This window comes from Clostridium gasigenes (genome assembly GCF_900104115.1).
Taxonomy (GTDB): Bacteria; Bacillota; Clostridia; order Clostridiales; family Clostridiaceae; genus Clostridium; species Clostridium gasigenes.
Genome location: NZ_FNJM01000006.1, coordinates 89,131 through 105,879 on the forward strand (window position 1 = coordinate 89,131; position 16,749 = coordinate 105,879).

Below are 16,749 nucleotides of genomic sequence, written 5' to 3' on the forward strand. Positions count from 1 at the left end.
GCTAATAGCCCACTATGAACTAACTTTTCTTCCTTGTCTAGTTTGAAAAAATCTAAGAATCTTTGGTCTATTATTTATTTTATAATGCCTAAATAAAAGATACAAAGGAGAAATTTAAAAATGAAAGAATGGAACGGAAAGAGATACCATAGTTTAAATTATTATTTAAGGAATAAGTTTGGAGAAAAAGTATATAAAATTGCTTTAGATGGTGGTTTTAATTGTCCAAATAGAGATGGAAAAGCTGGCAAGGGTGGTTGCACTTTTTGTAGTTCCAATGGATCTGGAGATTATGCAGGAGATAGATTTTTATCTATAACAAGCCAATTTCAGGATAGAAAAGAAATGATGGAGAAAAAATGGAAAACAGGAAAGTACTTAGCTTATTTTCAAGCTTACACAAATACTTATGCACCTGTAGATGAGTTAAAAAGAAAATATTATGAAGCTCTGGACCACTCAGGGGTTATAGGAATATCTATTGGAACAAGACCAGATTGCTTAGGGGATGATGTTTTAGAATTATTAGACCAAATAAATAAGGAAACTTATCTTATAGTAGAACTAGGACTTCAAACTATAAGCAATGAAAGTGCAAATAACTTTAATAGGGGATATGATTTAGAAGTTTTTGATAAGGCTATTAAAGATCTTAAAGATAGAAATATAGAAGTTGTTGTTCATACTATATTTGGATTACCTGGCGAAACAAAAGAAGATATGCTAGCAACTGTGGATTATATTGCACATTCAGGAGCAGAAGGTATTAAGTTTCACTTGCTTCATTTAATGAAAGGCACAAGAATGGTAAAACAATATGAATCAGGGGAATTAGAACTATTAAGCCAAGAAGACTATATTGATGTAATTTGCAAAAGTGTAGCTATGATACCCGAAGAAATGGTAGTACATAGATTAACTGGAGATGCGCCAAGAGAATTATTAATAGGACCTATGTGGAGCTTGAAAAAATGGGAAGTTTTAAATGCCATAGATAAGGCAATGACTGATAATGATATTTGGCAAGGTAAAAATTTTAAAATATAAATTTAAATTAATGACATAAAAATAAATAACAAGTCAAAGATGCAAAAAGAATAACATACTGACTTGCTATTTATTGATTATGGTGTATTAAGAATTCTTAATACACTTTAGTTAAAAGTTAATATTCTTTATAAATATAAGATAAATACTATTCATAAGGAACTACAATTATTTGAATATTTTTGGAGTGATTAAGTAGTTTGTTTATAGTTGATCCTCTAAAAAACTTTTGGATGGTTGTACGCTTAGAGTGGCCAATTATAAGTTTTGTAATATGAGTATCATGAGCGAATTTTACTAATTCCTTTGAAACAGACCTACCTTTTAATTTTTTTACTGTAGCATTAAGGCTTTCGGCTAAAAGTATATTTTTATTTAAGGTATCTAATTTATTAGGCGTATCTGCTGGTGAAAATCTATGAGTACAATCTACATATACCACGTAAAAAGCACACTTGTATTTTTTTGAAAGTACAGAACCCATACGAATTAACCTTTGAGATTGATGGCTTGAAGATATTGAAACCATCACCCTTTCAACTGTAGACCAATTTTCATGAATATCATGATTAATTTTATATTCTTCTAAATCTTCATCAACCTCATCAGCAGTTTGTCTTAAGGTGAGTTCGCGAAGCGCCGTTAGATTTCCTTTTCTAAAGAAATTACTTAATGATCTTTCAATCAAAGGTTCTTTATAAATGTCACCTCTTTGAAGCCTGTTTCTAAGAGAATCAGGAGTTATATCAATTACTACTACTTCTGAATCTTCTAAAATAATATCAGGAACAGTTTCATTAACATTTACTCCAGTTATTTGTCTTATAACGTCATTTAAACTTTCTAAATGTTGTAGATTTACAGTAGTATATACATTTATACCACAATTTAAAATTTCTAATACATCTTCATATCGCTTTCTATTTTTTGATCCAGGAGCATTAGTATGTGCAAGTTCATCTATAATAACTAGTTTGGGCTTCCTTTTTAGAATTTCTTCAAGGTTCATTTCGGTTAACGTAATATTATTGTAGAGTATATCTTTTAAAGGGATTTGAGGTAAATCTTTTAACTGATCTATTGTATCTTGCCTACCATGACTTTCAAAATAACCTATAACTATATCTTCACCACGTTTAAAACGTCTATTAGCTTCGTTTAACATAGTATAAGTTTTACCAACCCCAGGAGCGTAACCTAGAAAAACTTTTAGTAATCCCGTAGTTTCTTTTTTACAAGCATTAAGAGCTTGTTCTAAATTCGCTCTTTTTTTATCCATATAATCACCTCATTATTATAATTATTTTAACTTGTTTAATTTATCAGAAAAATCTCTGAATAGTTCTCCCTTTTCTGTTTCACCTAGAGTTATTAATACTTCTCCTATTTCTTTATAAATACTTGGATTAGTAGGATTATCGGATAAAGAAAGTTTTAAACTATTGAAAGATAAATTATTTTCTATAATATCTTTAGATGATGTTTCTAGTGAAGATATGTCATTTGGAAACACTTCTAATAAAGTTTTTCTAATAGTAAGAGCAGTGAAGGGCTTTTGTAGGTAGGCTTTAGCCCCTAATTGAGTAGTGGTAACTGCATTTCTAATAGTACCAAATGCTGTCATTATTATAACTGGGAATGTATGTCCTTTTGATCTTAGTAACTCAAGAAGAGCGGTACCGCTAATATTTGGCATTTTAATATCTATAAACGCAATATCAAAATTATGTTTAGAAACTAATTCAAGAGCTTCAGTTGCGTTTGAAGCTGCATGAACAATATAGTTTTCGTTTTCTAAGCACTTTGATAATAATAATCTAATATTTTTTGTATCATCAACTACTAAAGCAGTTTTCATAAATTATCCCCCTAGAATGTATTTAAAAATATATTACTTTAGATTTTTTATATTATCAACAAATGATATTCATAGTAAATGGTTAATAATGAGAGCAAATCAAGGTGAAAGAAAGAAGGGTTAGTGTTATAAAGTGGAATAAACAAGATTGCCTTAAAAGGAGTTTTTATGGAGAGTAGATAAAAAATGGAAGTTATACTATAATTTTATTAAATACAAAAGAAAGATGGTGAGGGTATATGATAAAAAGTATTAAGTCAAAAATATTTCTAATATTAATAGTATTTCTGGTATTAACCATTGGTAATACTTTGGTATCTATTAATTATTTTAATAAATTACAACAGTCTATAGATTTAATAATGCATGCTAATTATGATAGCGTTGTTGCAGCTCAAAATATGATAGAATCACTAGAAAGACAGGATAGTTTAGAATTAGCATTTATATTCGAAAAAGATTCATTATTATCTAAAGTACATGAAGAGAATCATATGAAATTTTTAGAATGGCTTTATATTGCTAAAGGTAATATAACTGAAACTGGTGAAAAAGAAATATTAGCAGAAATAGAAAAAACTTATATGGATTATAGCAAAACTGTTCAAGTTCTTGAAAGTTTAAAGGTAAAAGATGGCGTAGATAGTGTAAGGATATACTATTATAATGATGTTTTTCATTTATTTGAAAAATTAAAAAACAATTGCTCAGATCTTTTAGATATAAATCAGCAATCAATGGTAAATAAGAAGGAAGAGTCAAAGGAATTAGCCAATAAGGCTAGTTATTATACATTAAGTATATTAGCATTAGTTTTATTTGTTGGGTTATGTATAATTGGATATTTATTAAAGAAAATAATTAGACCAATAGAAGATTTAGCGGTAGGAATAAAAATGGTGTCACAGGGAAATTATGATTATGAAATACCTCTAAAAAGAGATAAGGAAATAAACTTTGTATTGGAAGATTTTAATCATATGGTAAAAGAGTTGAAAAAGTATGAGACTTTAAATATAAATGAGATATTAAGAGAAAAGCAAAAAGCAGAGGCGATAGTAGAAAGTATTAATTCACCAATAATAGTAACTAATAGTGAAAATAAAGTAACTATGGTAAATAAAGCTTCAGAAAGAATATTAGATGTAAAAGAAAAAAATGTTATCAATAGACACTTTTTAGAAGTAATAGAAAGAAGAGATATATTTGATATGATTCAAAAATCTAAAAATTCCATTAAGGAAAGCAAGGCTTTTGAGGATATAGAAATAATACAAAGAGATGAAAAAAGATATTATAGAATAACAGCTAATCCTATATGGTTTGATCATAGTGAAAATATTGGAACAGTCACAATAATGCAAGATATTACAAAATTTAAAGAGGTAGAAAATTTAAAATCAGAGTTTGTATCAACAGTTTCACACGAATTTAGAACTCCTTTAACATCAATTTCTATGGCAATTGGATTATTATTAGAAAATAGCTTTGATAATAAAGAAGAGGAAAATGAGTTGCTTACAATAATAAAAGATGATAGTGAAAGGTTGAATAATCTGGTTGGCGAATTATTAGATATCTCAAAAATGGAATCGGGTAAAATTGAAATGGAAATTCAAGAAGTTGATATAAATGAGGTTATTAAACCTGTTAATAATGCATTCAAAATACAATTAGAAGAAAAGAAGGTAGATTTAAGTATAGATACAAAGGGGATATCTAGGAAAATAAAAGTAGATATAAATAAAATTTCCTGGGTTCTTGTAAATCTTGTTAGCAATGCCTTGAGATATATTGCAAGTGATGGTACTGGAAAAATAGTAATAAGGGCTAATGAAGTAAATAGCGATATGCTAATTTCTATATCTGATAATGGAAAGGGAATATCAGATGATGATCAAACTAGGATATTTGAAAAGTTTGTTCAGTTAAAGAATGATGATGGAGAAGTAAATGGAAGTTCGGGACTTGGGCTTGCTATATGTAAGGAAATAGTAAAAGCTCATTGTGGAGAAATATGGGTTGATAGTGTTTTAGGTGAAGGAAGTACATTTTACTTTACTTTAAAATTAGGAGGGATTATTGATGAAGAAAAGAATACTAATAGTTGATGATGAAAAAAATATAAGGATAGCATTAAAACAATGCTTTAAAGGGGAAAATTATAAAGTTGAAATGGCTAATGATGGGGAAGAAGCTATAGAAAAATTAAAAAATGATAGATATGATCTTATATTAATGGATTATCAAATGCCAAATAAAAATGGGTTAGAAGTATTAGAAGACATAAGAAAAAATAATATAGAAACCAGGGTTATTATAATGACTGCATATGGAACGGTTGATATAGCTGTAGATTCTATGAAACTTGGAGCAGTAGATTTTATAAGCAAGCCTTTTAGTATAGCTAAAGTAAAAGATGTAGTAAGAGAATCCATTAAGAAAGATGCAATAATAATAATGGGCGAAAGGGATATAGATGGAAGCCTAAATGAAGCTAGAGATGCTATAAGGCATGGAAGTTTAGAGGCGGCGACGCAGCACTTAAGAGACGTTCTAATAAGTGATGCAAGTAACCCAGCAACACAAAATTTATTAGGAGTTATAGAAGAGAAAAAAAACAATGGGAACTTAGCACAGAAGTATTATAGGGCAGCGTTGTCATTAGATGCAACATATGCTCCAGCAGATAATAATCTAAGAAGAACAGCTATGTATAGTGCGTTATCAACAGGAATAGATTTAGGTTAATATATATATTTACGAGTAAGGCATCTTCAAAAATATACTAGGATATTAACTAGTTATTTTTGAAGAGGCTTATTTTTATGTAGAATATAGTAGGACTTTAAAATGTAAACGTTAAGATTTGAATTTGCATAGAAAAATAGAGTAAATGATAGTATTTGTATGACCTAGTTATGTAGATTTTAAACAGAGGGTCAAATAACAAGGAAAATAGGTTATTATTGCTGAAAATGGCGTTGTCTTACTAAAATATGAGAGTATAATTCATTATAGAATTCAATTTTGGAGAGGGGATATGTACATGGAATGGTTAGCTTTATTATTATTAATGGCGGTATTTATATTTATCACAATATACGTTGGAAAGTATCTATATAGCATCTTATTCAACACAAAATCTTTTGCAGATCCAGTAATGGATAAAATAGATAATGCTATATATAAGCTTTCAGGGGTAAAAGGAAAGGATATGGATTGGAAGCAATATATAGTTGCTTTACTAGTAACTAATGGTGTTATGTTAGTTGCAGGATTTACACTTTTAATGGTTCAACAGTATATAGTTGGATCAAGTGCAGAAAGATTAGATATGAATTGGCATACCGCTTTTAACACCGCGATAAGTTTTATGACTAATACAAATCTGCAAGATTATACAGGAGAGCTTCATTTAACTAATATTACTCAAATGATAGTAATTACAGTATACATGTTCACATCGGCAGCAACAGGATTTGCTATATGTGGTGCTTTTATAAAAGGTATTACAGGACATAGTATGGGTAACTTTTATAGAGACTTAACTAGGATAATAACAAGATTATTGATTCCCGTATCAATCATTGCTTCAGTAATTATGATAGGGCAAGGGGTGCCTCAAACATTAGAGGCACATAAAGTTGTACAAACTCTTGAGGGAGGGGTACAAACATTAGCATTAGGACCGGTAGCATCACTTGAAAGTATTAAACATTTAGGAACAAATGGAGGAGGATTCTTTGGAGCAAATTCAGCTCATCCATTTGAAAATCCTACACCAATTACAAATATGTTGGAAATTGTATTAATGATGTTTACATCAGGCGCTTACTGTTACGTATTTGGAAAAGCTTGTAAAAATAAAAAACAGGGGTGGGCAATATTTGGAGCAGCACTTATATTATTCCTACTGGTTATACCAGTTATATATAATGCAGAATTAGCTGGAAACCCTGCTATTAATCAACTTGGAATTACAAATACTATAGGAAATATGGAAGGTAAAGAAGTAAGAAATGGAATTTTTGACTCTTCACTATTCACAGTTGTAACAACATCATTTACTACAGGATCAGTTAATAATATGCATGATTCATTAACTCCCATAGGGGGAGCAGTTCCAATGTGGAACATGATGCTAAATTGTGTATTTGGGGGGAAGGGTGTTGGATTTATAAATTTAATTATTTATGCAATGCTTGGAGTATTTATTTGTGGACTTATGGTTGGTAGAACACCAGAGTTCTTAAGAAGAAAAATAGAAGGAAAAGAAATGAAGCTTATAGCAGCAGCAATTCTTATTCATCCAATAGCAATACTTGTACCAACGGCAATAGCTGTAGCAGCGGGAAAGGGCAGCTTAGATGGGTATCATGGATTTTCTCAGATGCTTTATCAATTTGTTACATCAGCAGCCAATAATGGTTCAGGCTTTGAAGGCTTAGCAGATGCTACAATGTTTTGGAATGTAGCAGCAGGAATAGTAATGTTGATTGGAAGATATACTTCAATGATATTACTACTTGCGGTAGCGGGATCTATGATGAAGAAGAAACAAGTTCCAGAAACGTCAGTAGCTTTTAGAACTGATACAGGATTATTTGTAGGGGTATTAGTTGCAACTATTTTAATAATTGGTGCATTAACATTCTTACCGGTATTAGTACTTGGACCAGGTGCAGAATTCTTAACAATGTAGGAATATATGGGGATAGGAGGAATGAAAATGAATGATAAGAAAAAAGGGTTTATAACAAAAGCTATGATGAAAACCGCAGTAGGGGATTCGTTTAAAAAGTTAAACCCTAAAGAAATGGCAAAAAATCCTGTTATGTTTGTAGCATATATAGGTATGATTATAACTACAATATTAACTATCTCTCCTCAAATTGTTGGAGAAGATGGGCGTTTATATAATGGAATAGTTACAGTGATTTTATTTGCAACAATACTTTTTGCAAACTTTGCAGAAAGTATTGCAGAGGGAAGAGGAAAAGCTCAAGCAGATGCATTAAAAAGCACAAAGAGAGATACTAAAGCTAAATTATTAATGCCAGATGGTACTTACACTATTGTAAATGCATCTGAATTAAAAAAAGGTGATGTAGTTTTAGTAGAAGCTGGAGATATGATTCCAAATGATGGAGATGTTATTGAAGGTCTTGCATCAATAAATGAGGCAGCAATTACAGGCGAATCAGCTCCTGTAATTAAAGAATCGGGGGGAGATTTCTCATCAGTAACAGGAGGAACAACTGTAGTTTCGGATTGGGTCAAAGTTAAAATAAGTTCAGACCCTGGAGAATCTTTCTTAGATAAAATGATTTCACTTGTTGAAGGAGCATCAAGAAAGAAAACTCCAAATGAAATAGCGCTTAGTACTTTATTAATAGCGCTTACTGTAATATTTATAATAGTTGTTGTAAGTTTATATCCAATAGCAAATTTTGTTGGGGTAGAACTTGAAGTTTCAACATTGGTAGCTTTATTAGTATGTTTAATACCGACTACAATTGGTGGTCTTTTATCATCAATTGGCATAGCGGGTATGGATAGAGTTACAAGATTCAATGTTATTGCAATGAGTGGTAAAGCAGTTGAAGCCTGCGGAGACGTAGATGTAATGATATTAGATAAAACAGGAACAATAACATTTGGTAACAGACTTGCAGCAGATTTTATACCTGTTAAAGGGGTTTCAAAAGAGGAACTTATAAAGAATGCATTAATAACTTCATTAAAAGATACAACTCCAGAAGGAAAATCCACTGTTGAACTTGGAGCAAAACTAGGAATCAAATTAAATAGTAATGAATATGAAAAATCAGAATTCATGGAATTTACAGCTCAAACAAAGAGTAGTGGTGTTAACTTGGAGGATGGAACACGAATAAAGAAGGGTGCATCGTCTTCAATAATAGAGTTTGCTAGCAAAAATGGTGGGAAAATACCAATAGATTTAAAAGATATAGTAGATGGAATATCAAAGCTTGGGGGAACTCCATTAGTTGTAGCAAGAGAAGAAAAAATTTATGGTGTAATTTACTTAAAAGATACAGTTAAACCTGGGCTTGTAGAAAGATTCGCAGAACTTCGAGAAATGGGAATTAAAACAATTATGTGTACTGGAGACAACCCCTTAACAGCAGCAACTATAGCAAAGGAAGCTGGAGTTGATGAATTTATAGCAGAATGTACACCAGAAGATAAAATAGAAGCTATAAAAAAGGAACAAGCAGAAGGGAAAATTGTAGCAATGACTGGTGATGGAACAAATGATGCACCAGCACTTGCACAAGCAAATGTTGGTATTGCAATGAATTCAGGTACAATTGCAGCAAAAGAAGCTGCAAATATGGTTGATTTAGATTCAGATCCAACAAAAATTTTAGATATTGTTGGAATTGGGAAACAGCTTTTAATAACAAGAGGGGCACTTACAACATTTTCAATTTCAAATGATATTGCAAAATATTTTGCGATAATACCTGCAATGTTCACTTTAGCAATACCTCAAATGCAACTTTTAAATGTAATGTCATTAGATAGTCCAAAGTCAGCTATTATATCAGCATTAATATTCAATGCTATAATTATACCTTTATTAATACCAGTTGCTTTAAAAGGTGTTAAATATGTGCCGATGAATCCGGAAAAGATGTTAAAAAGAAACTTGGCTATCTATGGATTAGGTGGAATGATTGTGCCTTTTATAGGAATTAAGATTATTGATATAATAATTGCGCCAATACTAACTTTAATAGGGCTTTAGGGAGGGGAAAAATATGAGTTATTTAAAAAAAGCTATAAGGATAACAATAGTCATGACAGTTATTTGTGGGTTAATGTATCCACTATTTATTACAGGAATAGGAAAAATAATTTTTCCATATCAATCCAGTGGCAGTGTAATAGAAGTAGATGGGAAAGGGGTAGGGTCCGAGCTAATAGGTCAAATATATAATGATGAGAAATATTTTTCAGGAAGGTTATCATCAGCAGTAAATTATAATATTTCAGAAGATGGCAAAGAAATGGATGCATCATCAGGGTCACAAAATTTAGCCAGCACAAGTGATGTATTAAAAGAAAGAGCTTTGGCAGATATAGAAATGTTTTTAGCTAAAAACCCAGAAGTTTCAAAAGAAGAAATATCATCAGAACTTATAACACAATCAGGATCAGGGTTAGATCCGCACATAACACCACAAGGTTCTAAAATACAAATTCCAAGAGTATCAAAAGCTACAGGGCTTTCAGAAACTGAATTATCTACAATGATTGAAGATAATACAGAAAAGAAATGGCTAGGACTTTATGGTGGAGAAAGAGTTAATGTATTAAAGTTAAATATTGCAATTGACGAAAAGCTAGCAAGCTAAAGCAGATTGGTTAAGTGACATATAAATAGGTAATAACACTAGATTTATTTAGTGTTATTACCTATTTTCATTATATGGACTAGTAAAGGAGGAAGGATCATCAATTAAATCAAAAATATTGTTATAATAAGAATAATATTCATTAATTGACAAGTAACTCATATTTAGGACAGGCTATTTTTATGTTAACCTATAGACCAAGCAGAGGACCAGAAGAAATCTGAAGGGGGAACGTAAAATGATAAGAATGAAAGTATTAATGTCAATATGTTTAGCTATATCTTTAAGTCTGGGAAGTGTATATGGAATTTCAAAAGTTAAAGATACCAATAAAACGGAAATAGTAGAAGCTAAAGAGGTAGAAAAAAATTCGGATAAAGCGTCTATGGTAGAAGAAGAAGTTGTTAAAAATGAGGAAAAACCAAATAATGAGGAAAAACCAAATGTTGATAATATAGAAAATACTGGAACTGCTGATAAGGTTCAGGAAGTAATTATTCCTGAAGAATCAAAAAATGTAGAGGTGAAACCTGATAAGGCGCCTGAAAGTAAACCAGTTGAAAATACTGTTGCAGAAGCACCACAGAAGGTTACAGAAGAGCCTCAAAAGGTTGCAGCGACAAGTTCAGATAGTTATATAGCAGAAATAGAACAAGCTATATTTGCAAGAGTTAATAAAGAAAGATCTGCAAATGGACTAGCTCCTCTAAGTTATAATAATACAATGGAAAATTATGCAAGACTTAAATCTAAAGACATGGGAGATAGAGGTTATTTCGATCATGCAAATCCAGAAGGTGAATTAATAACAGCTCAAATGAAGAGAGATGGTGTTAACTATAATTCATGGGGTGAAAATATTGCATATATCCAAAGGGATTCGACTAATGCTAGTTTAGCTGATCAGTTTATGACTAATTGGATGAACTCACCAGGTCATAGAGCAAATATATTATCAGGAAATTTTGCATCAATAGGTGTTGGAGTTTATAAAGTAGGAAACACATATTATGCAACTCAAGAATTTTATAGATAGAATAGCATATTAATTTGTTGTTTTTGAAGATGATTTAATAATTAAAAAGGTGTGGATTTAAGCATTTAGCTTAAATCCACACCTTTTGTTATGAATATATATTAAATTTTTATATATTAAACTACTTGGAATATAAGGAACTTTAAGTAGTATGATTCATCAGAAGTCCATAAAATAGGATGGTCACATGATTGGGTTCTACATTCTATTTGTCTTAGCGTTTTGTGTGCATCACGTGCAGCTTCTGAGATAGTACGTTTAAGAAGGTCTTCATTCATGTAATGTGAACATGAACAAGTTGCAAAGTATCCACCCTTTTTAACCATTTTAAGGCCTCTAAGGTTAATTTCTTTATATCCTCTTGTAGCTCCATTTATATTGTTTCTTGATTTTGTGAAAGCTGGAGGATCTAAGATAACAACATCAAATTCTTTGCCTTCTTTAGACCATGTAGGTAATATATCAAAGGCGTTATGACATTCAAATTTAACTGTATCTTGAAGTCCATTTAATTCTGCGTTCTTTTTAGCGCAATCAATAGCATATTCAGAAACATCTACACCTAAGACAGATTTTGCACCAGCTATACCAGCATTTAATGCAAATGAACCAGTATGAGTGAAGCAATCTAAAACATCGCGACCTTTGCAAATTCTATGAATAGCAGCTCGGTTTTCCTTTTGGTCTAAGAAAAAGCCAGTTTTTTGGCCGTTTGCTAAATCAACTATATATTTAACACCATTTTCTACTATTTGAACATTAGTATCAAACTCTTCAGTTAAGAAGCCTTTAGTTTGTTCTAAACCTTCAATTTCTCTAGTTTTTAAATCACTTCTTTCATAGATACCTTTGGCGTTATATTCTTCAGTAAGGATTTTAACTATTAAATCTCTATATTTATCCATACCTAGAGTTGATATTTGAATTACGAAATAATCTTCAAATTTATCAACTGTTAAACCAGGCAGAAAATCAGCCTCTCCAAATATAAATCTGCAAGAAGATGTGTCTATTACAGTAGTTCTATAATCCCAAGCCGCAGCAAATCTATTTTTGAAAAACTCTTCATTTATTTCTTCATCTATATTTCTAGTCATTATTCTTATTGTTATTTTACTTTTATCGTTTATGTACCCTTTACCTAGGAAATTTTTTCGAGGTCCGTATACTTCAACGATATCTCCATTTTCATATTCGCCATCATATTCATTAATTTCGTCAGTGTAAACCCAAGGACGACCATTTTCTACTTTCTTACTTTTTCCAATATGTAAATAAAACTTACATGTCATTTTCAAGCAACTCCTTACCTAATAAATTATTATAAGATTATAACACAAAGCACATATGAATTTATTAATAATAAAAAAATATGCAAAATAAAGACCACCTGTTTTAATAACAGGTGGCTAAGGGGAAGTACAATTGTATGGATAATACAAGGTAGGGGCCATGTATTATTTTTTTTCAAGATGCTTTTCAATCAAATCTTTGATTTTAGGGGCGCATCTTGAGCCTCTGCATCCACCAGTGCAAGCTCCAGTTACTTTGGAAACTGCTTCCACTGTGTGTGCTCCGGCATTAATTGCATCTTTAATTTTGGATCTTGGGATTGCCCTGCAAGTACAAGTTTTTGTTATCTTATCAAGGACTTCTTCTGTTAAATTATTTTCCATTTAGTTATCCTCCTAATTGCATAGAATGTACTAATTGAAAATAAAAGGGGATAAAAAATAAATTTAAAAGTTATTTTCTATGACTCTATTATAACAAAAAGTAAAAACAAAAGTCAATACTAATTAATAAAAATTATCAGTTAAGTTTTATTATTGAAATGAAATATTTATTTTAGAAAAAGTTTCATTGTATCTTTAATATTGCTGCATTTTATAGTAAAATATACATAATGTCAATTGACAATAAATTTACAGTGATATATAATTAAAAAAATATAAAGACGATGATTAGGAAAAGTATTTAAGTGATTTCTTTTAGAGAGTGGCTGGCTAGTGTAAAGTCATAGAATAGCTTAATGAAAATCACCTAGGAGTTGGGGGCTGAAAAGTTTTACTAATTAAGCTTATCCCGTTATCCTACGTTATAGGATAGAGTATGATGGTACTCGAAATAATAGACCATAGGTGGTATAGCGAATTCAACTTCGTCCTTATATAGGATGAGGTTTTTTTATGCTTTAATAGAATAATTTAGTAAGTATTAGCTAATATTAAAAATAAGAAGGGAGATTTTTGTTTATGTATAAGAAAGTTGAATTGCCAACAGGTTTTGTTGGTATGGAAAAACAAGTTACACAACTTTGGGAAGACAAGGGCGTAATTAAAAAGAACTTTGATATGAACCAAGATGGGGAATATTTCACATTTTATGATGGTCCTCCAACAGCAAATGGAAAACCTCACGTAGGGCATGTTTTAACAAGAGTTATGAAGGATATAATCCCAAGATATAAAGTTATGAAGGGATATAAGGTTATAAGAAAAGCTGGGTGGGATACTCACGGTCTTCCAGTTGAACTTGAAATAGAAAAGAAACTTAAAATTTCAGGTAAACCACAAATAGAAGAATATGGTGTGGAAAAATTCGTTACAGAATGTAAAGAAAGTGTTTTTTCATATGTAAGCATGTGGGAAAAAATGACTAATCAAATAGGCTATTGGGTAGATATGGAAAATCCTTATGTAACTTATCATAATTCATACATAGAATCAGTATGGTGGGCTTTAAAACAAATGTGGGATAAAGAGCTTCTATATAAAGGTCATAAAGTAATGCCTTATTGCCCAAGATGTGGAACAGGTCTTTCATCACATGAAGTTTCTCAAGGATATAAAGATGTTAAGGATTTAACTGCAATTGTTAAATTTAAAGTAAAGGGAGAACAAAACAAGTATATATTAGCTTGGACAACAACTCCTTGGACATTACCATCAAATGTAGCATTATGTATTAACAAAAAGTATGATTATGCTGAAGTTAAAAAAGAAGATGAAATTTATATCTTAGCTAAAGATTTAATAGGTAATGTTTTAGGAGAAGATGTAGAAATAATAAAAGAATTTAAAGGCGAAGAGCTTTTAGGTTTAGAATATGAACAATTAATGCAATTCCATAAGCCAGAAGGAAAAGCATTTGTTGTAGTTCATGGTGATTATGTAAGATTAGCAGATGGTACTGGGGTAGTTCATATAGCTCCAGCTTATGGAGAAGATGATAACTTAATTGCAGCACAAAATAAACTAGCATTTATTAATTTAGTAGATACAAGTGGTAATTTTGTAGATGAAGTTACTCCATGGGCAGGAAAGTTTGTTAAAAAATGCGATGAGAGCATAGTTAAATACTTAAAAGAAAATAACCAAATAGTAAAAGCTGAAAAGCATACTCATTCATATCCACATTGTTGGAGATGTGACACACCACTTCTTTATTATCCAAGAGAGAGTTGGTTTGTTGCAATGAGTACTTTAAGAGGTAAATTATTAGAAAACAACGATAAAATCAATTGGAATCCAGACAATATAAGAACAGGAAGATTTGGTAAGTTCTTAGAAAATGTTATTGATTGGGGTATTTCAAGAGATAGATACTGGGGAACACCACTTCCAATATGGGAATGTGAATGTGGCCACAGAGAATGTATCGGAAGTATAGAAGAACTAAATAAGAAAGGTATTAATGTACCAGAAGGTATAGAATTACACAAACCTTATATAGATAAAGTGCATTTAAACTGCGAGAAATGTGGCAAAGAAATGACTAGAACATTAGAAGTTATCGATTGTTGGTTTGATTCAGGATCAATGCCATTTGCTCAATTACACTATCCTTTTGAAAATAAAGAATTATTTGATCAAAACTTCCCAGCTCAATTTATATCAGAAGCAGTTGATCAAACTAGAGGTTGGTTCTATACAATGTTAGCTATTTCAACAGCTATATTTGATAGAAATCCATTTGAAAACTGTATAGTATTAGGTCATGTTCTTGATAAAAAGGGCTTAAAGATGTCAAAATCAAAGGGAAATGTTGTTGACCCATTTGAAGTGTTAAATTCACAAGGTGCAGATGCTACAAGATGGCATTTCTACACTGCAAGTGCTCCATGGCTTCCAACAAGATTCTCAGTTGATGATGTTGCTGAAGTTCAAAGAAAGTTCCTAGGAACTTTTTGGAATGTATATTCATTCTACGTGTTATATGCAGATTTAGACAAATTCAATCCATTAAAACATACTGATTTCGAATCAGACAATGTAATGGATAAATGGATAATGTCAAAACTTAATACATTAATAAGTGAAGTTGATGAAAACTTAGCAAATTACGCAATAACTCAAGCGGCGCTTGCAATTGAAGAGTTCACAGATGTATTATCAAACTGGTATGTAAGAAGAAATAGATCAAGATATTGGTCAGAAGAACTTACAGAAGATAAGATTGGGGCTTATGTAACTTTATACAGAGTGTTAACTACAGTAGTTAAAATTGCAGCTCCATTTGTACCGTTTATAACAGAAGAAATTTATCAAAACTTAGTAGTAAACTTAGATCCAAATGCAGCTGAAAGTATTCATTTATGTATTTGGCCAGAAGTTAATGAAAAGGCTATAGATAAAGAATTAGAAAAAGAAATGGATTTAGCTTACTCTATGGTTAAGCTTGGTAGAAGCGCAAGAAACGCTGCTAATATAAAAAATAGACAGCCACTTTCAAAAATGTTAATTTCAACAGATTCTCTTCCAGAATATTATGGTGCAATAATAACCAATGAGCTTAACATTAAAAATGTAGAGTTTGGTGCTGACCTTTCACAATGTGTTAATTTTGAAATTAAGCCTAATTTACCTGTACTTGGAAAAGCCTATGGTAAATTAATACCAGGAATAAAGAAAGAAATTGCTTTGAGAAACCAAATGGAATTAGCTCAAAAAATTCAAAATGGTGGAACAGAGGTAATTAATGTAGATGGAACTGAAATTATTTTAGATAGCCAAAGTGTTCTACTTACAATGCAAGGATTAGAAGGATATGCATTTGCAGGAGAAGGTTCAATTGGGATTGTTCTAGATACTACAGTAACAGAAGAATTAAGAGAAGAAGGATACTTAAGAGAAATAATTTCTAAAATACAAAATATGAGAAAAGAAAAAGGATTCCAGGTTTCTGACAAAATTAATTTATATGTGTCAGAAAACGACAAATTAATTGATGTTATAAAGAAATTTATAGATATAATTAAGAAGGAAACCTTAACTCAGGAAGTAGTTTATAATGGCGAATTTGATTATACAGAAGCGGTAATAAATGGCGAAAAGCTAAATATGACAGTTGAAGTAGTTCAATAAGTAAAGGTTAAATGATTTAGAAATAAATTGTTTACATCATTATTTTCTAGTATG

At 30.9% G+C, this 16,749-nt stretch carries 12 protein-coding genes and 1 other annotated feature; of the genes, 8 read left to right on the forward strand and 4 right to left on the reverse strand.

Going from position 1 to position 16,749, the window contains the following annotated elements:
• Positions 1-120: 120 nt before the first annotated feature.
• Complete coding sequence (mnmL, locus tag BLS77_RS11550) at positions 121-1,047, forward strand: tRNA modification radical SAM protein MnmL/YtqA (RefSeq protein WP_089969782.1); 927 nt, start codon at positions 121-123, stop codon at positions 1,045-1,047.
• Positions 1,048-1,195: 148 nt separating this feature from the next.
• Here the strand turns inward: mnmL and BLS77_RS11555 are convergent, their stop codons facing one another.
• Together BLS77_RS11555 and BLS77_RS11560 are read right to left on the reverse strand one after the other, a co-directional pair.
• Positions 1,196-2,326: a universal stress protein gene (locus BLS77_RS11555; protein ID WP_089969785.1), complete on the reverse strand. Its 1,131-nt coding sequence runs from the start codon at positions 2,324-2,326 to the stop codon at positions 1,196-1,198.
• 21 nt (positions 2,327-2,347) lie between these two features.
• A complete protein-coding gene (locus tag BLS77_RS11560; RefSeq protein WP_089969788.1) occupies positions 2,348-2,905 on the reverse strand; it encodes a response regulator in 558 nt (185 codons plus the stop codon).
• A gap of 239 nt (positions 2,906-3,144) precedes the next feature.
• On the opposite strand from BLS77_RS11560, the gene BLS77_RS11565 reads away from it, so the two are divergent.
• The 6 genes from BLS77_RS11565 (at position 3,145) to BLS77_RS11590 (ending at position 11,329) form a co-directional block, all read left to right on the forward strand.
• Positions 3,145-5,016, forward strand: coding sequence for an ATP-binding protein (locus BLS77_RS11565; protein ID WP_089969791.1), 1,872 nt, complete (start codon positions 3,145-3,147; stop codon positions 5,014-5,016).
• Positions 4,991-5,656 carry a response regulator gene (locus BLS77_RS11570; protein ID WP_089969794.1) on the forward strand — a complete coding sequence of 222 codons (666 nt, stop codon included), beginning with the start codon at positions 4,991-4,993 and terminating at the stop codon, positions 5,654-5,656. Before BLS77_RS11565 ends, BLS77_RS11570 begins: the two co-directional genes overlap by 26 nt.
• 298 nt (positions 5,657-5,954) lie before the next feature.
• The gene (gene kdpA, locus BLS77_RS11575) at positions 5,955-7,610 is read left to right on the forward strand and encodes a potassium-transporting ATPase subunit KdpA (protein WP_089969797.1); all 1,656 of its coding nucleotides are present in this window, start codon (positions 5,955-5,957) and stop codon (positions 7,608-7,610) included.
• A 27-nt stretch (positions 7,611-7,637) separates the two neighbouring features.
• Positions 7,638-9,683 (forward strand): potassium-transporting ATPase subunit KdpB, encoded by a 2,046-nt coding sequence (kdpB, locus tag BLS77_RS11580; RefSeq protein WP_341423453.1) that lies wholly within the window; start codon positions 7,638-7,640, stop codon positions 9,681-9,683.
• 13 nt (positions 9,684-9,696) lie between these two features.
• Positions 9,697-10,293 carry a potassium-transporting ATPase subunit KdpC gene (gene kdpC / locus BLS77_RS11585; protein WP_089969800.1) on the forward strand — a complete coding sequence of 199 codons (597 nt, stop codon included), beginning with the start codon at positions 9,697-9,699 and terminating at the stop codon, positions 10,291-10,293.
• A 238-nt stretch (positions 10,294-10,531) separates the two neighbouring features.
• Positions 10,532-11,329 (forward strand): CAP domain-containing protein, encoded by a 798-nt coding sequence (locus BLS77_RS11590; protein WP_089969802.1) that lies wholly within the window; start codon positions 10,532-10,534, stop codon positions 11,327-11,329.
• Positions 11,330-11,445: 116 nt separating this feature from the next.
• Here BLS77_RS11590 and BLS77_RS11595 read toward each other — a convergent pair whose 3' ends face one another.
• Entirely contained in the window at positions 11,446-12,621 is a 1,176-nt protein-coding gene (locus tag BLS77_RS11595; protein WP_089969804.1) for a class I SAM-dependent rRNA methyltransferase, read from the reverse strand.
• Positions 12,622-12,786: 165 nt separating this feature from the next.
• Positions 12,787-13,005, reverse strand: a complete 219-nt coding sequence (locus BLS77_RS11600) for a (2Fe-2S)-binding protein (protein ID WP_089969807.1) — start codon at positions 13,003-13,005, stop codon at positions 12,787-12,789.
• 275 nt (positions 13,006-13,280) lie between these two features.
• Positions 13,281-13,501: a binding site (T-box leader), on the forward strand.
• An 83-nt stretch (positions 13,502-13,584) separates the two neighbouring features.
• Between BLS77_RS11600 and ileS the strand changes: the two genes are divergently transcribed.
• Positions 13,585-16,695 carry an isoleucine--tRNA ligase gene (ileS, locus tag BLS77_RS11605; protein ID WP_089969810.1) on the forward strand — a complete coding sequence of 1,037 codons (3,111 nt, stop codon included), beginning with the start codon at positions 13,585-13,587 and terminating at the stop codon, positions 16,693-16,695.
• Positions 16,696-16,749 lie beyond the last annotated feature (54 nt).

Excerpts from the sequence above, each read along its gene's own strand:
- BLS77_RS11565 (WP_089969791.1), top strand. The coding sequence starts at position 3,145 with ATGATAAAAAGTATTAAGTCAAAAATATTTCTAATATTAATAGTATTT.
- BLS77_RS11590 (WP_089969802.1), top strand. The coding sequence starts at position 10,532 with ATGATAAGAATGAAAGTATTAATGTCAATATGTTTAGCTATATCTTTA.
- kdpC (WP_089969800.1), top strand. The coding sequence starts at position 9,697 with ATGAGTTATTTAAAAAAAGCTATAAGGATAACAATAGTCATGACAGTT.
- BLS77_RS11600 (WP_089969807.1), bottom strand. The coding sequence starts at position 13,005 with ATGGAAAATAATTTAACAGAAGAAGTCCTTGATAAGATAACAAAAACT.
- ileS (WP_089969810.1), top strand. The coding sequence starts at position 13,585 with ATGTATAAGAAAGTTGAATTGCCAACAGGTTTTGTTGGTATGGAAAAA.
- BLS77_RS11595 (WP_089969804.1), bottom strand. The coding sequence starts at position 12,621 with ATGACATGTAAGTTTTATTTACATATTGGAAAAAGTAAGAAAGTAGAA.
- mnmL (WP_089969782.1), top strand. The coding sequence starts at position 121 with ATGAAAGAATGGAACGGAAAGAGATACCATAGTTTAAATTATTATTTA.
- BLS77_RS11555 (WP_089969785.1), bottom strand. The coding sequence starts at position 2,326 with ATGGATAAAAAAAGAGCGAATTTAGAACAAGCTCTTAATGCTTGTAAA.
- kdpA (WP_089969797.1), top strand. The coding sequence starts at position 5,955 with ATGGAATGGTTAGCTTTATTATTATTAATGGCGGTATTTATATTTATC.
- BLS77_RS11570 (WP_089969794.1), top strand. The coding sequence starts at position 4,991 with ATGAAGAAAAGAATACTAATAGTTGATGATGAAAAAAATATAAGGATA.
- kdpB (WP_341423453.1), top strand. The coding sequence starts at position 7,638 with ATGAATGATAAGAAAAAAGGGTTTATAACAAAAGCTATGATGAAAACC.
- BLS77_RS11560 (WP_089969788.1), bottom strand. The coding sequence starts at position 2,905 with ATGAAAACTGCTTTAGTAGTTGATGATACAAAAAATATTAGATTATTA.